This window comes from Reyranella sp. (genome assembly GCF_017305915.1).
Taxonomy (GTDB): Bacteria; Pseudomonadota; Alphaproteobacteria; order Reyranellales; family Reyranellaceae; genus Reyranella.
This window is the reverse complement of record NZ_JAFKJN010000031.1, coordinates 40,005-56,962: the sequence shown is the minus strand read 5'-3', so window position 1 is coordinate 56,962 and position 16,958 is coordinate 40,005. Positions and strand designations below refer to the sequence as shown.

17 protein-coding genes are annotated in these 16,958 nt (G+C 67.9%); 8 read left to right on the top strand and 9 right to left on the bottom strand.

Translation table 11 applies throughout. The annotated features are described in order from the left end of the window. Window positions 1-10: 10 nt before the first annotated feature. From J0J01_RS27045 to J0J01_RS27010, 8 genes are all read left to right on the top strand, one after another. Window positions 11-2,206: a PAS domain-containing sensor histidine kinase gene (locus tag J0J01_RS27045; protein WP_296386485.1), complete on the top strand. Its 2,196-nt coding sequence runs from the start codon at window positions 11-13 to the stop codon at window positions 2,204-2,206. Window positions 2,207-2,242: 36 nt separating this feature from the next. After that, window positions 2,243-3,664: a sigma-54 dependent transcriptional regulator gene (locus J0J01_RS27040; protein ID WP_296386483.1), complete on the top strand. Its 1,422-nt coding sequence runs from the start codon at window positions 2,243-2,245 to the stop codon at window positions 3,662-3,664. An 18-nt stretch (window positions 3,665-3,682) separates the two neighbouring features. Beyond that, window positions 3,683-4,546 (top strand): D-amino-acid transaminase, encoded by an 864-nt coding sequence (locus J0J01_RS27035; RefSeq protein WP_296386481.1) that lies wholly within the window; start codon window positions 3,683-3,685, stop codon window positions 4,544-4,546. After that, on the top strand, window positions 4,543-5,196 hold the full coding sequence (locus J0J01_RS27030; RefSeq protein WP_296386478.1) for an HAD family hydrolase: 654 nt from the start codon (window positions 4,543-4,545) through the stop codon (window positions 5,194-5,196). Before J0J01_RS27035 ends, J0J01_RS27030 begins: the two co-directional genes overlap by 4 nt. Window positions 5,197-5,296: 100 nt before the next feature. Beyond that, on the top strand, window positions 5,297-5,539 hold the full coding sequence (gene hfq, locus J0J01_RS27025) for an RNA chaperone Hfq (protein WP_085932944.1): 243 nt from the start codon (window positions 5,297-5,299) through the stop codon (window positions 5,537-5,539). 1 nt (window position 5,540) lies between these two features. Then, window positions 5,541-6,902, top strand: a complete 1,362-nt coding sequence (gene hflX / locus J0J01_RS27020; RefSeq protein ID WP_296386472.1) for a GTPase HflX — start codon at window positions 5,541-5,543, stop codon at window positions 6,900-6,902. A gap of 55 nt (window positions 6,903-6,957) precedes the next feature. Further along, on the top strand, window positions 6,958-7,245 hold the full coding sequence (gene groES, locus J0J01_RS27015; RefSeq protein WP_296386471.1) for a co-chaperone GroES: 288 nt from the start codon (window positions 6,958-6,960) through the stop codon (window positions 7,243-7,245). Continuing rightward, a complete protein-coding gene (locus tag J0J01_RS27010; RefSeq protein ID WP_296386469.1) occupies window positions 7,245-8,078 on the top strand; it encodes an inositol monophosphatase family protein in 834 nt (277 codons plus the stop codon). The genes groES and J0J01_RS27010 overlap by 1 nt, the downstream gene beginning before the upstream one ends. Before the next feature lie 5 nt (window positions 8,079-8,083). Here J0J01_RS27010 and mazG read toward each other — a convergent pair whose 3' ends face one another. The 9 genes from mazG to J0J01_RS26965 all read right to left on the bottom strand — a co-directional run bounded on the left by mazG (window position 8,084) and on the right by J0J01_RS26965 (window position 16,863). Next, window positions 8,084-8,902, bottom strand: a complete 819-nt coding sequence (gene mazG / locus J0J01_RS27005) for a nucleoside triphosphate pyrophosphohydrolase (protein ID WP_296386467.1) — start codon at window positions 8,900-8,902, stop codon at window positions 8,084-8,086. Window positions 8,903-8,966: 64 nt separating this feature from the next. Then, window positions 8,967-9,653: a hypothetical protein gene (locus tag J0J01_RS27000; RefSeq protein WP_296386465.1), complete on the bottom strand. Its 687-nt coding sequence runs from the start codon at window positions 9,651-9,653 to the stop codon at window positions 8,967-8,969. A gap of 16 nt (window positions 9,654-9,669) precedes the next feature. Further along, complete coding sequence (locus J0J01_RS26995) at window positions 9,670-10,443, bottom strand: MBL fold metallo-hydrolase (protein WP_296386463.1); 774 nt, start codon at window positions 10,441-10,443, stop codon at window positions 9,670-9,672. Next, the gene (locus J0J01_RS26990; RefSeq protein WP_296386461.1) at window positions 10,434-11,237 is read right to left on the bottom strand and encodes a TatD family hydrolase; all 804 of its coding nucleotides are present in this window, start codon (window positions 11,235-11,237) and stop codon (window positions 10,434-10,436) included. The genes J0J01_RS26995 and J0J01_RS26990 overlap by 10 nt, the downstream gene beginning before the upstream one ends. Further along, the gene (gene metG, locus J0J01_RS26985) at window positions 11,237-12,781 is read right to left on the bottom strand and encodes a methionine--tRNA ligase (protein ID WP_296386459.1); all 1,545 of its coding nucleotides are present in this window, start codon (window positions 12,779-12,781) and stop codon (window positions 11,237-11,239) included. The genes J0J01_RS26990 and metG overlap by 1 nt, the downstream gene beginning before the upstream one ends. A 28-nt stretch (window positions 12,782-12,809) precedes the next feature. Further along, entirely contained in the window at window positions 12,810-13,934 is a 1,125-nt protein-coding gene (locus J0J01_RS26980) for a DNA polymerase III subunit delta' (RefSeq protein WP_296386457.1), read from the bottom strand. Window position 13,935: 1 nt separating this feature from the next. After that, window positions 13,936-14,574 (bottom strand): dTMP kinase, encoded by a 639-nt coding sequence (tmk, locus tag J0J01_RS26975; RefSeq protein WP_296386456.1) that lies wholly within the window; start codon window positions 14,572-14,574, stop codon window positions 13,936-13,938. Continuing rightward, window positions 14,571-15,878 carry a D-alanyl-D-alanine carboxypeptidase family protein gene (locus J0J01_RS26970; RefSeq protein ID WP_296386454.1) on the bottom strand — a complete coding sequence of 436 codons (1,308 nt, stop codon included), beginning with the start codon at window positions 15,876-15,878 and terminating at the stop codon, window positions 14,571-14,573. Before J0J01_RS26970 ends, tmk begins: the two co-directional genes overlap by 4 nt. After that, window positions 15,862-16,863 (bottom strand): septal ring lytic transglycosylase RlpA family protein, encoded by a 1,002-nt coding sequence (locus J0J01_RS26965; RefSeq protein WP_296386452.1) that lies wholly within the window; start codon window positions 16,861-16,863, stop codon window positions 15,862-15,864. Before J0J01_RS26965 ends, J0J01_RS26970 begins: the two co-directional genes overlap by 17 nt. Window positions 16,864-16,958: the final 95 nt, after the last annotated feature.

Genomic DNA, 16,958 nt, shown 5'->3' with positions numbered 1-16,958 from the left:
GGGCGACAGGATGAGCAGCATCGGCCGCGGCCTGACCGGCCGCATCGCCGCCATGTCGCTCGTGGTGCTCGCCATCCTGGCGGGCGCCGCCACCTACGCCTGGATGACCAACCTCGTGCCGGCCTATTTCGGCACGCGCGGCTGGATGACGGCGCTACTGGTCGCCGACCTGGTGATCGCCGTGGCGCTGGTGGCGATGCTGGCCGGCCGCATCACCCAGATCTGGCTCGATCGCCGTCGCGGGGCGGCAGGCTCGCGGCTGCACATGCGACTGGTGCTGCTGTGCAGCGTCTTCACCGTGATGCCGACCCTGCTGGTGGCGATCATCCTGGCGCTGATGTTCGTCAAGTTCACCGACTTCGTGGTCAGGCCCGCGCAGGCCTCGTTCGAAGCGGCGCGGGCGATCGGCGAGCCGGTGCGACGGGCGCGCGAGGCCGAGATCTCGGGCGACATCGCCGCGATATCGATACCCATCCAGAAGGAAGGGCTCGAGGCGCTGAAGGAGGCCGGGCCGGCGTTGACCGAAACCCTCCAGCGGCTGATCGACGGCCACGCGATGATCGAGGCGATCGTGGTCCATGCCGACCAAGGCGTGATCGCGCGCGCGGTCGCGCCTGGCGCCGAGCCGATTGCCAATCCGATGCCCAGCCAGCAGTCGCTCTGGCAGACGGTCAATCTCGGCGCGCCGAGCCAGCTCGAATCGCCCCGCGGCGCCTACTTCGTCATGCAGCTCTTCATCGGCGAGCCGTACTTCCTCGTGACCGGCCACGCCGTCGATCTCAGGGTGGTCGATTACATCAAGAGCATCGAGCATGCCGGCCAGTTCTACACCCTGATCGAGTCGCGGCTGGAGCAGGGTCAGCTCATCATGTTCCTGGTGTGCGGCGCGATCGCCTTCCTGATGCTGCTCGCCGCGGTGTGGCTCGCCGTGCTGTTCGCGACCCGGCTGACGGCGCCGATCGGCGGCCTGATGTCGGCCGCCGAGCAGATGCGCGGCGGCAACCTGGCGGTGCGCGTGGAGGAGGGGCCACCCAACGACGAGCTCGGCCAGCTCGCGCGCTCCTTCAATCGCATGGCCAGCCAGATCGAGCAGCAGCGCCGCGAATTGATCGACGCCAACAAGGAACTCGATACCCGCCGGCGCCTCACCGACGCGGTGCTGGCCGGCGTCTCGGCCGGCGTGCTGAGCGTCGACGGCGCCGGCGTGATCACCCGCACCAACCGCTCGGCGCTCGGCCTGCTGTCGCTGCCGGAGGACGGCGTGCTGGAGCGCCAGCTGATCGACGTCATGCCCGAGCTGGCGCCACTGGTCGCGCAGGCCGCCGAGCGGCCCGACCGCATCACCCAGGGCCAGGTCGAGATCCTGCAGCGCGGCACCCGCCGCATCCTGCTGGTCCGCATCAGTGCCGCCTCCGATGCGGGATCGGTCGTCACCTTCGACGACGTCACCGACCTGATGTCGGCGCAGCGCATGGCGGCCTGGGGCGACGTCGCCCGCCGCATCGCGCACGAGATCAAGAACCCGCTGACGCCGATCCAGCTCTCGGCCGAGCGGCTGAAGCGACGCTACCTCAAGCAGATCAAGGACGATCCCGACACCTTCTCGACCTGCACCGACACCATCATCCGCCAGGTCGGCGACATCGGCCGCATGGTCGACGAATTCTCCTCGTTCGCGCGCATGCCGCGGCCGACCGTGCAGCCGGAGGACGCCAAGGAGCTCTGCCAGCAGGCGCTGTTCCTGCAACGCAACGGCAACCCGGAGCTCAACTACCGCGTGACCCTGCCCGACCAGCCGGTGTCGCTGATCTGCGACCGCCGCCAGGTCAGCCAGGTGCTCACGAACATCCTCAAGAACGCCGCCGAGGCGATCGAAGGCCGCGATGTGAAGACCGGCGGGACACTGCCGCCGGGAGAGATTGCGCTCGCCCTGCGCGACGAGGGCGCCACGGTGCGAATTGTCGTCGAGGACAACGGCAAGGGCCTGCCGGCGGAAGGCCGCGATCGGCTGACCGAGCCCTACATGACGACGCGCGCCAAGGGCACCGGGCTCGGGCTCGCCATCGTAAAAAAAATCATGGAGGACCACGGCGGGGTGCTGGCACTGGAGGACCGCGAGGGTGGCGGCGCCCGCATCAGTCTGGTATTCCGGCGCGACGCGAAGGAAATCGCGCCGGCGCCGCGTCGGGCGACCGCTGCACAATGACCCGCGACCCCCGGCGGGCGGCTTAGAAGAACAGGCATGGGCCACGACATTCTCATCGTCGACGACGAACGCGACATCTGCACGCTGATCGCCGGCATCCTGGAAGATGAAGGGCACACCGCCCGCCGCGCGCACAACAGCAGCGAGGCGATCGAGCACGTGCGCCAGCGTCGACCGGCGCTGGTGATCCTCGATGTCTGGCTGCAGGGCAGCGAGCTCGACGGGCTGCAGCTGCTCGACGTCATCCGCCGCGAGGAGCGGCCGATCCCGGTGGTGATGATCAGCGGCCACGGCACGATCGACACCGCCGTGTCGGCGATCAAGAGCGGCGCCTACGACTTCATCGAGAAGCCGTTCAAGGCCGACCGCCTGCTGCTGGTCGTCGACCGCGCGATCGAGACCGATCGCCTGCGCCGGGAGAACGAGACCCTGCGCCGCCGCGCCGGCGGCGAGGTCGATTTCGTCGGCAAGTCGGGCGAGGCGGCGAGTGTGCGCAGCCAGATCGAGCGCGTGGCGCCGACCGGCAGCCGCGTGCTGATCACCGGCGCCTCGGGTGCCGGCAAGGAGACGGTGGCGCGGCTGATCCACCAGGGCTCCAAACGCGCCGAGGGGCCGTTCGTGGTGGTCAATTGCTCGACCCTGCCGGCCGAGCGCCTGGAGATCGAGCTGTTTGGCACCGACAGCACCATCGACGGCGATTCGCTGCGCGTCTCGGGCGCTTTCGAACTGGCGCATGGCGGTACCCTGCTGCTCAAGGAGGTCGCCGACCTGCCGCTTGCCCTGCAGAGCCGGCTCGCCCGCGTGCTGCAGGAGCAGTCCTACCTGCGCGACGGCGGCAAGGTCCGCGTCGAGGTCGATGTCCGCGTGCTCGCCTCGACCTCGCGCAACCTGCAGGACGAGATCGCCGCCGGCCGCTTCCGCGAGGAGCTGTTCCATCGGTTGAACGTGGTGTCGCTGCGCGTGTCGCCGCTCAGCGAGCGGCGCGAGGATATTCCCGAGCTGGCGAGCGACCTCTTGCGCCGCGTCGCCGACGCCACCGGCCTGCCGACGCGGTCGATGGGCGAGGACACCTTGGCGGCGCTGCAGGGCCACGACTGGCCGGGCAACGTCCGGCAATTGCGCAACGTCATCGAGCGGCTGCTGATCCTGGCGCCGCCGGGCGGCGCGCCGATCCGGGCCGACGTGCTGCCCAACGACGTCAGCGAGGACGCACCGTCGGTGCTGCGCTGGGAGCGCGGCGGCGAGATCATGCAGCTGCCGCTGCGCGATGCCCGCGAGGTATTCGAGCGCGAATACCTGCTGGCGCAGGTGACGCGCTTCGGCGGCAACATCTCGCGCACCGCGACCTTCGTTGGCATGGAGCGCTCGGCGCTGCATCGCAAACTGAAGTCGCTCGGCCTGCACGGCAGCGAGGAAAAGGCTAGCGAAGAGAAGGGCGGCGCCGAGACGGCGGCCTGAGAGGAGAAGAGGGGCGTCATGGCGCGTTATGCGTACGTCAACGGCCGCTACGTCGATCATCGCGATGCGAGCGTCCATATCGAGGATCGCGGATATCAGCTGGCCGACGGCGTCTACGAGGTCGTGGGCGTGCGTGACGGCAAGCTGATCGACGAGGGCCCGCACATCGACCGGCTCGATCGTTCGCTGCGCGAGCTGCGTATCGGCTGGCCGGTGTCGCGGCAGGCGCTGGGCTTCGTCATGCGCGAGCTGATGCGGCGCAACCGCCTGCGCGACGGCCTGATCTACATGCAGGTGACGCGAGGTGTCGCCCGCCGCGATCACGCTTTCCCGACGACGCCGGTGAAGCCCGCGCTGGTGCTGACCACCAAGAACACCAAGCATCTCGGCGTCGATCCCGGCCCGGGTGTGGCAGTGAAGAGTCAGCCCGACATCCGCTGGGAGCGCTGCGACATCAAGACGGTCGCGCTGCTGCCGAACGTGCTGGCCAAGCAGGCGGCGCGCGAGAGCGGTGCCTACGAAGCCTGGCTGATCGACGACAAGGGCTGCATCACCGAGGGCGCCTCGACCAACGCCTGGATCGTCACTCCCGACAACGAGCTGGTCACGCGCCAGACCGACAACGGCATCCTGGCCGGCATCACCCGTGGCACCCTGAAGAAGATCGCAGGCGACCTGCAGCTCAGGTTCGTCGAGCGGCCGTTCACCCTGACCGAGGCCCGGAAGGCCAAGGAGGCCTTCATCACCAGCGCGACCTCGTTCGTGACGCCGGTGGTGAAGATCGACGGCGAAGCGGTCGGCGACGGCAAGGTCGGCCCGACGGCGCGGCGGCTGCGCGAGGAATATGTGCGCTTCGCCTCCGAGGGAGAGGCGGTCACGTGAGACCGGCCGACGTCGAACGGCCCAGGGCCATCCTGTTCGACTGGGACAACACGCTGGTCAACACCTGGCCGACGATCATCGAGTGCTATCGCAGCACCTTCATGGCGCTCGGTCGGATGCCCTGGACAGACCAGGAAGTGCGCGACCGCGCCCATGGTTCGCTGCGTGACCATTTCCCGGTGCTGTTCGGCGCCGAGGCCAAGCGGGCGGAGGAGGTCTTCTACGAGACCTTCCACCGTATCCATCTGGAGAAACTGCGGCCCCTGCCGGGTGCAGATCGACTGTTGGAGCGGGCGGCCTCGCTCGGCTGCTACGTCGGCGTGGTCAGCAACAAGATGGGCGACAATCTGCGCACGGAGCTGAAGCACCTCGGCTGGGAGCGCTGGATCGCCCGGGCGGTCGGGGCCCGCGATGCCAAACGCGACAAGCCGGCGCCCGATCCGATCTATTTGGCCCTGGACGGCACGGGAATTGCCCCCGATCACAGCGTATGGATGGTCGGCGACACCCCGGCCGATCTGAAATGTGCTCATGCGGCCGGCGTTTTGCCTGTTTATTTCGGCAGCGTGGAGATCATGTCGGACCGGCTCAGGGACTTTCCGCCGCGCCTCCATGCACGTGATTGTCATGAACTGGCGGCATTGCTTTGACCTCGTCAGCCCCTATATTTCCCTCAACTCGGTAGTGGGTTAGGCCCACGCCTTCCAACCGCCGGTAAATCCGTCGGATGCCCAGCAAGAGGCCAAGAACATGAGCGAAAAGGCACAAAACGTTCAGGATGTCTTCCTGAACCATCTGCGCAAGAACAAGACGCCGGTCACCATCTTCCTGGTCAACGGCGTCAAACTGCAGGGGATCGTCACCTGGTTCGACAACTTCTCGGTGCTTCTGCGCCGCGACGGTCATTCGCAGCTGGTCTACAAGCATGCGATCTCGACCATCATGCCGGTCACGCCCGTGCAGTTGTTCGACGGAGACAAAGCCGAAGGCTGATTTGACAAACGACATCCAGCGCAACGGACACGACAAGCGCCAGCGCACGCCGCACGAAACGGTGCGGCCCGCCACGGTTGCCGCCGTGCTGAGCCCGTATGAGCCCGGCCACCGGCCCCTCGACCGGCGCGACAGCGACGCCAAGCTCGATGAGGCGGTGGGGCTTTCCCGCGCCATCGATCTCGACGTCCGGCTCGCCCAGTCGGTGCCGATGCGCCGCATCACGCCCGCCACGCTGATCGGCAAGGGCGCGGTCGAACGCGTCAAGGCGGCGGTGGAAGAGCAGGAGATCGGGCTGGTCGTCGTCGACGACAGGCTCACGCCCGTGCAGCAGCGCAACCTCGAGAAGGCGTGGAGCGCCAAGGTAATCGATCGCACCGGCCTGATCCTGGAGATCTTCGGCGCGCGCGCGCGCACGCATGAAGGCCGTCTGCAGGTCGAGCTCGCGGCGCTCGAATACCAGCGCGGCCGCCTGGTGCGGTCGTGGACCCACCTGGAACGCCAGCGCGGCGGCTTCGGCTTCCTGGGCGGCCCCGGCGAAAGCCAGATCGAGATCGACCGCCGCCTGATCGGCGACCGCATCGTCAAGATCAAGCGCGACCTCGACGGCGTGCGTCGCACCCGCGCGGTCAACCGCTCGGGCCGCAAGAAGGCACGCCTGCCGACCGTCGCCCTTGTCGGCTACACCAATGCCGGCAAGTCGACGCTGTTCAATCGACTGAGCGGCGCCGACGTCTTCGCCAAGAACCTGCTGTTCGCCACGCTCGATCCGACCATGCGGTCGATCAAGCTGCCGGGCGGCCGCGACTGCGTGATCTCCGACACCGTCGGATTCGTTTCCGACCTGCCGACCCATCTGGTCGCCGCCTTCCGCGCCACCCTGGAAGAGGTGGTCGAGGCCGACCTGATCGTGCATGTCCGTGACATCGCCCATCCCGATTCGGAGCGCCAGAAGGCCGACGTCGAGGAGGTGCTGACCGCGATCGGCGCCATCGACGAGCAGATCGATGGGCAGGGGGGCACGCCGATGATCGAGGCGCTGAACAAGATCGATGAGCTGCCGATCGAGCAGCGCACCATCCTGCAGGCCCGGACCGCAGTCGGGCCCGAGCGCGCCCGTCAGTATCCGGTCTCGGCGCTGAGCGGGGAGGGCATCGACCAGCTCCTGCAGGCGATCGAGGACAAGCTGGGTGCCGGCACCGCCCGCGAGGTCACGGTGCCGCTGAGCGACGGCGCCACCATCGCCTGGCTCTATCGCAACGGCGATGTACGCAGCCGCCATGACGACGGCGACGTCGCGCGCCTCACGGTCGCGCTGGACCCCACCGCGATCGCCCAATTCGAACGCCGGTTGGCGCGTTGACACCCGCCGGGGCCGCTTCCTATAAGCGGCGCCGGTCCCAGACGAAGGAAACATCATGAAATTCAAGCCCTTGCACGACCGGTTGCTGCTCGAGCCGCTCTCGGCCGAGACCAAGACCAAGGCCGGCATCATCATTCCCGACACCGCCCAGGAGAAGCCGCAGCAGGGCAAGGTGGTCGCGGTCGGCGCCGGCAAGCGCCTCGAGGACGGCCGCCTGATCCCGATGGACGTCAAGGTCGGCGACAAGGTGATCTACGGCAAATGGTCGGGCACCGAGGTCAAGCTCGACGGCAAGGACCACGTGATCCTGAAGGAAGAGGATCTGTTCGGCGTCCTCGGCTGATGCTGAGCACCGGCGATGCCCAGCGGGTCGCCGAGCTGATGCGCGAGACGGCGGTGGCCGAGTTGCTGCCGCGTTTCCGCAATCTTGCCGAAGACGACGTCCGCGAGAAACGGCCAGGTGACGTGGTCACTGTGGCCGATGTCGCCTCCGAGCAGCGGCTCGCCGTGGGGCTGGCGAAGATCCTGCCCGGCGTGCCGGTGGTGGGCGAGGAGGCGGTCGAGAAGGACCCCGGCCTGGTCGACCTGATCGGCCGGCCCGGCGAGCGCTGCTGGGTGGTCGATCCGCTCGACGGCACCTCGAACTTCTCCAAAGGCCGCGACGTGTTCGCGATGATCGTTTGCCTGATCGAGGACCGCGAGACCGTGGGCGGCTGGATCCTCGACGTGCCCAACGACCGGATGGCAATGGCGCTTAAAGGGCAGGGCGTCACCCTGGATGACGCGCCGGTCCGGCGCCAGGTCATCGATCGTCCGCCCAAGGGCCTGATCGGTTTCAAGGTGCGCAAGGAATTTGACAGGCAGCTGGCGCCGAACCAGCGCCGCAGGCTGGGCTCGCTCAACTCGCTCAACTGTGCCGGCCGCGAATATATCGAGGTCCTGACCGGGACCTACGATTTCAATCTCTATCGCCGGACCAAGCCGTGGGATCATGCCGCCGGAGCGCTGATGATGCGTGAGGCGGGCGGTGCGGCGATTCGGTTCAACGGCGAGCCGTTTCGGCCTGAAGGCCCGATCGACGGCGGCATCATCTCGGCGGCGTCGCCCGAGACCGTCGCCGAGGCGAGGGCGGTCTTCGAGATGGTCGAGGTTCCGCTGCTCAGCCCGCAGCGTTAGGCCTGCTAGGCCTTGGTCTTGGCTTCCTGCCAGAGGGCTTCCATCTCCTCGAGCGTGGCCTCGGCAGGCTTCCGGCCTCGTGTTGCGAGCTGCCGTTCGACGTAGCGGAAGCGCTTCTCGAACTTGTCGTTGGTCGAGCGCAGGGCTGCCTCGGGGTCGACCTTGCAGTGCCGGGCGAGGTTGGCCACGGCGAACAGCACGTCGCCCAGCTCGTCAGTGACCCGGGCCGGATCGGTCTTGCCGGCCTCGATCTCGCTGCGCAGCTCGCCGAGCTCCTCCTCGATCTTGTCGATGACCGGACCGACGGTCTTCCAGTCGAAGCCGACCCGGGCGGCGCGCTTCTGGATCTTTTCGGCGCGCATCAGTGCGGGCAGGGCGCGCGCCACTCCGTCCAGGGCGCCGGACGGCTGCTCGCCGCCCTTCTTGGCCCGCTCGGCCGCCTTGCGGGCTTCCCAGGAGACGGTCTGCGCGTCGGCATCGGCGATCTTGAGGTCGCCGAAGACGTGCGGATGGCGGTCGACCATCTTGCCGGCAATGGCGGCCGCCACATCCTCGAACCGGAAGGCGCCGGTCTCGCTCGCCATCTGGGAGTGGTAGACGACCTGCAGCAACAGGTCGCCCAGCTCCTCCTTGAGCGCCGGCATGTCGTCGCGCTCGATGGCGTCGGCGACCTCGTAGGCCTCCTCGATTGTGTACGGCGCGATGGTCCTGAAGGTCTGGTCGATGTCCCACGGGCAGCCGTGCTGGCGGTCGCGCAGCCACGCCATCACCGCCAGCAGGCGGGCGAGCGGGTCTTCGGGGAGCGCGTCGGCGGCGGGCTTCATGGGTGTCAATTATCGTATAATATATATTATGACAAATATTTATTAGATAAGGAAATACGCATCGTTACCAATCAATACGAAGATTCTGCTTTAAGAGCGCCATGAGGCGCAGCCCGCGCTCGGCATCGGACCCCGGGACGCCCAGTGTCATGAGCACGCCCTGCTTCGCCTGGCCCGGCTGCGGCACCACGAGATCGAACACGGCGCGCGGCTCTCCTTCGCCCGGAACGTTCTGGTAGACGACCAGGAACGTGCCGTCGGAGAGCTTGCGCGCCTGGGCCCGCGTACCGGGCTTGCGGGCCTGGATGGCGCCGACCTTGGTCGCGGCATAGTGCTCGGCGTCATTGACGCCCTCGAAGGCGAAATCGACCCGCCAGACGATCAGCCGGTAGCGCTTGTCGGCGCTGAAGCCGCTCCCGCGCTCCCAGTCCTCCTGGGCCTGCCAGCCCAGCGGCATGGCGACCTCGGTGCGGATCGAAGCGAAGCGGATCCGGGCGAAGCCGCCGGCACTGTCGATATGCAGCACCTTGGACTGCGTCGGCTGCGCGCCGCTGCCGATCATCGGGTTGACCTGGTTGAAGCTGGTGCCGTTGTCGGACACCGCAAAGTCCTTGAACGTCAGGCCGCCCGGGTCGAGATCGGGCTCCGCACGGGCCGGAATCGCGCTCCAGGCGAGCGCCAGGGCCGCCAGCAGGAACGGACGGCGGCCGGACTCCTTTTGTCTTGCCTTAAGTGTCGGATGAAATTTCAATCATAACTCCTTGAAATTAGGACTCTATTACGAGTCCATCATAGCAAGGATGGACATGCGCCGGAGTACGTCGGTCGAGCTCAGCATAGTCCATGTCCACGTGGAGATTTGTCAGAAAAGCATGCTTGGGTGCGACCCGTTCGATCCATTCCAACGCGAGATCGAGATGGGCATGCGTCGGGTGCGGCCGGTAGCGCATGGCGTCGACGATCATCACCTCGGCATCGTGCATCAGCGCGAACGAGTCCTCCGGCACATGGACCAGGTCGTTGACGTAGAGGATGTCGCCGAAGCGGAAGCCGAGCGACGGCGCGATGCCATGGTCGAGCGGGATCGGCGTTACCGGGATCGTGCCGGCGGCGGTGAAGGGGCCATCGAACTCCCGCACGTCGTAGAGTGCGTGGTAGAGGCCCTCTCCTCCTGTCTCGAAGACGTAGCCGAAGCGCTGCTGCAGGATCGCCAGCGTCCGGGCATCGGCCCAGGCCTCGATCGCGCCGCGGCGAAAGGTGTAGGGCCGCAGATCGTCGATGCCATGCACCTGGTCGGCATGCTCATGGCTCCAGATCACCGAGTCGACGGTCTCGGCCTTGGCGGCGAGGAGTTGAGACCGGACGTCCGGCGAGGTGTCGACCAGCACGGTCTTGCCCTTGTCCTGGACCAGGATCGAGCAGCGCGTGCGGCGATTGCGCGGGTCGGATGGGTCAGCAGCGCCCCACTCTCCGGCTCCGTTCGGTCCGCCGAGCCGCGGGACGCCTCCCGACGTGCCGCAGCCCAGGATGGTCACGCGCACGCCGCGCGCTCCGCCTGGGCGCGTTGCGCCTTGCTGAAGAGCTTGAAGAAGTTCTCCGTGGTGGCCGCCTCGAGCTCGGCGACCGTGACACCCTTGAGCTCGGCGACCTTGGCCGCGGTATGGGCGACGAAGGCGGGCTCGTTGGTCTTGCCGCGCTTCGGCACCGGCGCGAGGTAGGGCGCGTCGGTCTCGACCAGCAGCCGGTCGAGGGGAATGTCGCGCACGATGGTGCGCAGGCTCTCGGCCGCCTTGAAGGTGACGATGCCCGAGATCGAGATGTACATGCCGAGCGCCAGCGCCTGGCGCGCGACCTCGGGGCCCGAGCTGAAGCAGTGGATCAGGCCGGGGAAGGCGCCCTTCCCGTATTCGTCCTCCAGGATGTCGCCGGTCTCCTGATCGGCGTCGCGGGTGTGCACGATCAGCGGCAGGCCGGTCTGGCGGCTGGCAGCGATATGGGCACGGAAGCTCTCGGCCTGCTCGGCGCGCGGGCTGTGCTCGTAGTAGAAGTCGAGCCCGGTCTCGCCGATGCCGATCACCTTGGGATGGCGCGTCGCCTCGATCAGCCGGTCGGGGGTGCTCTGCCCCTCCTCCTTCGCCTCGTGCGGATGGACGCCGACCGAGCACCAGACATTGCCGTGGCGCTCGGCGATCGCCCGTACCTTGTCGAACTGGTCGAGCCGCGTGCCGATGGTCAGCATGCCAGCCACGCCCGCCGTCTTCGCGCGCGCCAGCACACCGGACTCGTCGGTCGCCAGCTCTGGGAAATCGAGATGGCAGTGGCTGTCGATCAGCATCAAGCGGCTTTCGGCTCGACGTAGCGCGGGAAGACGCCTTGCGGCTTGGGCAGGCCGGTGCCGGACACCAGCTCTGCGTCGAAGCTCGCGAACGCCCGCGCCGATTCGGGCACGCCGAGCTGGTCGAGGATCTTGGCCGCCGACTCGGGCATGAAGGGCTGCACCAGCAGGGTCACCCGCCGGATCGTCTCGGCCAGCACCCAGAGCACCGTGTCACGCCGCACCGGATCGGTCTTGGCGAGCGCCCACGGCGCCTGCGCATCGACGTAGCGGTTGGCGTCGGCGATGACTTCCCAGATCGCGGTCAGCGCGCGATGGAACGCCTGGTCGTCGAGCTCGGCGCGCACGATCGCCAGCAGGCCCTTGGCGCGGTCGAGCAGCGCGGTGTCGGCCTCGGTCAGCGTGCCCCTCGGCGGGATCTTCTCGCCGCAGCTCTTGGCGACGATCGACAGCACGCGCTGGCAGAGATTGCCGTAGGCGTTGGCGAGGTCGCCGTTCATGCGCCCGATCAGCGCCCGCTTCTGGAAGTCGCCGTCGTTGCCGAACGGCACTTCGCGCAGCAGGAAGTAGCGCACCGGATCGAGGCCGTAGGTCTTGACCAGCTCGTCGGGGTAGATGGCGTTGTTCAACGACTTGGACATCTTCTGCCCTTCGTTGGTCCACCAGCCGTGCGCGAACACCCGCTGCGGCGGCGCGAGGCCGGCGGCCATCAGGAAGGCCGGCCAGAACACGCAATGGAAGCGGATGATGTCCTTGCCGACCATGTGCAGGTCGGCCGGCCAGTATTTCCACAACGGGCTGTCGGTGTCGGGATAGCCGCACTCGGTGATGTAGTTGGTGAGCGCGTCGAGCCAGACGTACATGATGTGCTTGGAATCGCCCGGCACCGGCACGCCCCACGAGAAGCTGGTGCGCGACACCGAGAGGTCCTGCAGCCCGCCCTTCACGAAGCTCAGGATCTCGTTGCGCCGGCTGTCCGGCCCGATGAAGCGCGGATTCTTTTCGTAGAACGCCAGCAGCCGCTCGGTCCACGCCGAGAGCTTGAAGAAATACGACGGCTCCTCGACCCACTCGACCTCGGCGCCGGTCGAGGTGGCGCGGCGCTTGCCGTCTTGCCCGACCTCGGTCTCGCCTTCGACGAAGTAGGTCTCGTCGCGCACCGAGTACCAGCCGGCGTATTTGCCGAGATAGATGTCGCCCGCGGCGATCAGCTTCTCCCACAGCGCCTGGCAGGACTTGTAGTGCCTGGGCTCGGTCGTGCGGATGAAGTTGTCGGGGCTGTAGTTCATCTTGCCGACGAGGTCGCGGAACGACTGACTGACCTTGTCGGTGAATTGCTGCGGCGACAGGCCGGCGGTGGCCGCCGCCTTCTCGACCTTCTGGCCGTGCTCGTCGGTGCCGGTCAGGAAGTGCACGTCGTAGCCGTCGAGCCGCTTGAAGCGCGCGAGCACGTCGCAGGCCAGGCTGGTGTACGCGTGCCCGATGTGCGGCACGTCGTTGACGTAGTAGATCGGCGTGGTGACGTAGTAGGTGCGGCTCGACATGATCCCAGAACTCCGGTCCCGTCTGCCGTCAGCGCATCACCGATTGAAGGATCAGGAAGCTGCCGAGCACCGTCTGCTTGCGGTCGAGATTGACGGCATCGGAGCGGGACAACAGGCGGGCGACCTTTTCCCATGCCTCCATCCAGCGATCAAGGCTGGCCGCGGCCAGTAATTTTTCACGCAGCCCGCGTTCTGCGGGGACCACCGGCGCGTTCCCCGCTCCCACCGCGCCGTCGCGCAATAGACCTTTCAGCCAGCCGTCGAACAGGTAATTGAGCGACCGCCAGTCGGCATTGGCCTCCTCGCCCCGCCGCGCGAAGCGCTCGGCGAAGCCGTGCAGCCGCGGCATGTCGAGCTCGGGCAAGGTCGACAGGACGGCGACCATCTCCTGGTAGAGCGCAAGGCTGCCTGCGCTCGCAAGCTCGAGCGCGCGGCCGATGCTGCCCTCGGCGAGACTCGCGAGCGACTGACGCTCGTCGGGCGAGGTGTTGGGCGCGTAGTCGCCCAGCAGGTCGATCACTGTCTCGTCGCCGAGCGGATGCAGCGCTAGTCGGCGGCAGCGCGAGCGGATGGTCGGCAGCAATCGGCCCGGCGCGTGCGCCACGATCAGCAGCACGGCGTTGGGCGGCGGCTCCTCGAGGATCTTCAGCACCGCGTTGGCGGCGTTGCGGTTCATCTCGTCGGCGGCATCGACGATGGCGACGCGCCAGTCGCCCATCGCCGGCGTCATGTGCATGAACTCGCTCAAGCCGCGCACGTCGTCGACCACGATCTCGTTGCGCATGCGCCCGGTGTCCGGGTTCATCGTGCGCCGCAGATGGAACAGGTCGGGATGCGAGCGCGCGTCGATCAGCGAGCGGCCCGGCGCATCGGCCGCCACCTCGAGGCTGTCCGGCGCGCCGAACAGGCCGCCCGCCTGCCCCGCGAGCAGGAAGCGCGCGAAGCGCCACGCGAGCGTCCCTTTGCCGATGCCGCGCGGCCCGGTCATCAGCCAGGCGTGATGCAGCTTGCCGGTCTGCTGCGCCGCCAGCATCGTGCGCTCGGCCGTGTCGTGGCCGACCAGCCGGTTATTGCGCCACGGCGGCGGCCAGTCGTAGGGCCATTCGAGCTTCTCGAGCTCGGACGGATCGGCACTGACCTTGCCGCGCGCCATGTCAGGCTCCCAGCCGCTCGGCGACGGCGCGGGCGATCGCCTGGGCGATGCCGTCGATGTCCTGCGAGGCATCGACGATGGTGCAGCGCTTCGGTTCGTTCTTCGCGATCTCCCGGAAGCCCTGGCGCACCCGCTCGTGGAAGTCGCGCGGCAGGCTTTCGTAGCGCGTCTCGGTGCCGCGGCGGGCGGCAGCGCGCGCGAGCCCGGTCTCGACCGGCAGGTCGAGGATGATCGTGAGATCCGGATGGAAGCCGTCGACCGCCACTTCGTACAGCCGGTCGAGTGATTCGAGATCGAGGCCGTGGCCGTAGCCCTGGTAGGCGCGCGTCGAATCGGCGAAGCGGTCGCTGACCACCCAGGTGCCGCGCTCCAGCGCCGGCCACACCGTGGCGCGCAGGTGGTCGCGGCGGGCGGCGAAGTGCAGCAGCGCTTCGGTCGTGCCGTCCCAGCGCTCGGCGGGACCTTCGACCAACAGCCTGCGGATCATCTCGGCGCCCGGCGCGCCGCCGGGCTCGCGGGTGGTGACGACGTCGCGGCCGCGCGTCTTGAGCCAATCCGCCAGACGCGCGATCTGCGTCGACTTCCCCGCCCCCTCGCCGCCTTCCAGTGTGATGAAGCGCCCGGGTGCGCCGGCGCTCACGACGATATCCAGCCGACGAGGTAGTGGCGCGCCAGGCTGATGACCCGGCCGACGAAGCCTTGCCGCGGTACGTCGACGCCGGCCTCGAGCGGATACTCCATCACGCGGCCGTCGGGCAGCGTCACGGCGGCGACGCCGAGCTTGGTGCCCTTGGCGATCGGCGCCGGCAGCGGGCCGTCGAACTTGGCGACGACGCGCGGGCTGGCGGCCTGACCGGTAGGCAGGGTCATCTGCACCGAGCGCGATGTCACCAGCGGCACCTTGTCCTGCGCGCCGAGCCACACCGGCGCCTCGGCCACGGTGTCACCGGCCTTGAACAGCGTGGTGTTGGTGAAGTCGCGGAAGCCCCATTCGAGCAGGCGCGAGGTCTCGCGCGCGCGCTCGCGGCCGCCCTCGTGCTGCGGCTTGCCCATCGCGAGGCCATTGACCACCAGGATCAGTCGGCGGCCGTCGCGTACCGCGGATACCGTCTGGCCGAAGCCGCCCTCTTCGGTGTGGCCGGTCTTGAGGCCATCGACGCCCGGCGTCTGCCGCAGCAGCAGGTTGCGGTTGTCCTGCTTGATGTTGCTGTGGGTCCACTGGGTGATCGAATAGTAGTGATAGAACTTCGGGAAATCGTTGACGGTGTGCCAGGCGAGCAGGGCGAGATCTTTCGCCGTCGTCATCTGGCCGTCGGCCGGCCAGCCCGAGGCGTTCTTGAACACCGTGCCGGTCATGCCGAGCTCTTTCGCCTTCTTGTTCATGCGGTCAGCGAAGCCTTCTTCGCTGCCGGCGATGCCCTCGGCCACGACGATGCAGGCATCGTTGCCCGACAGCACGATCATGCCCTTGATCAGGTCCTCGACGGTCACCTCGGTGCCGGGATCGCCGACATACATGGTCGAGCCCTGGCGCGACATGCGCCACGCCTTCTCGCTCACCTGGAACCGGGTATCGAGCTTCAGCCGTCCCGCGGCCAGCTCCTCGAAGGCGAGGTAGACCGTCATCATCTTGGCCATCGACGACGGATGCATCGGCTTGTCGGCGTCCTTGAACAGCAGGACGGTCGAGGTCTGCGGATCGACCATGAAGGCGTACTGCGCCGCGGTCGGGATGCCGATCTGCGACGGCGTCATCGCCGCCTCGGCCGCCGCCGGGTCGGTCTTGGGCTTGGTCGCCGTCTGCGGCTTCGCCGGCGGCTTGGCCGGCCGCTGCGTCGGGGCCCGCTTGGGCTCAGGCTGTTGCGCGAAGGACTCCAGCGGGGGACCGGCGAGGCCGGTCACCACGAGAAGCGCCACCAGTATCCGATCAATCCGCCACAACACGTGCATCACCATAGCCTGAACGCCGGAGCCGGTCGGCCACCATGCCTGCGGCCTCCTGCGTCGAATAGGGTCCCAAGCGCACACGATACACCTCGCGGCCCCCCGAAGACGCCGGGGAAATCTCGGTCGAGCCGTAGCTGGTGATCAGGCTGCGCTGCTTCTCGGCATTGCCCATGGTCGAGAAGGCGCCGGTCTGGACATAGAATCCGCTCATGGACTGCGGAGAGATGGCCGACGAGGCGATCGAGGCGACGGTCGGACGGCCGTTGCCCAGCGTGCCGGCCGACGGCGCGGCCCCTGCCCCTCCCGAGGCCTCCATCGGCGCCACCGTCGGGCTTCGCGGATTGGAAGGATAGACCGTGACCGCGGGCGTGGGCGGCGGAGGTGGTGGCGTCGCCTGGGCGGTCGCCGAGACGGCCGGCGGCCCGCGCCGGCCGGCGACGTACTTGTAGAGCGCCGACCGCTGCTCGTCGGCGCCGCCGCCGTTGAGGGCGATCTGCTTCATCGCCTGGCTCTCCATCTCGAGCTGCTCGACGCGCACCCGGGCGGTGCCGTTGCCGACCATGCCCAGCTCCTCGGCGGCGGCGCGCGACACGTCGAGAATGCGCGCGCGGGCGAACGGCCCGCGGTCGTTGACCCGCACGATGGTCGACTGCCCGTTCTCGAGGTTGGTCACCCGCAGCACCGAGGGCATCTGCAGGGTGCGATGGGCGGCGGTGCGCTCGCTCTGGTCATAGACCTCGCCGTTGGCGGTGTATTTGCCGTGGAAGCCCGGCCCGTACCACGAGGCGACCCCGGTCTCGGTGTGCTGGAATTCCTCCGTCGGCACGTAGGTGATGCCGTCAATCGTGTAGGGGGCGCCGATCTTGTACATGCCGCGCTGCGCCTGGGCCGGCGCATGATGGCGGCTGGAGCAGGCGGTGGCGGTGACCAGCAGCGCCAGTGTCACAAAAAAATGGACAGGTTTCTCAAGGACTAGGGCCATCCCGTTGAGATGATACATCACCTTGGGGTGGTCGTCAGCCGTTCACCGCTTGCTGCGGAGCATCCGGCCCGGAATCCGGCCGGCCGCCGGACACA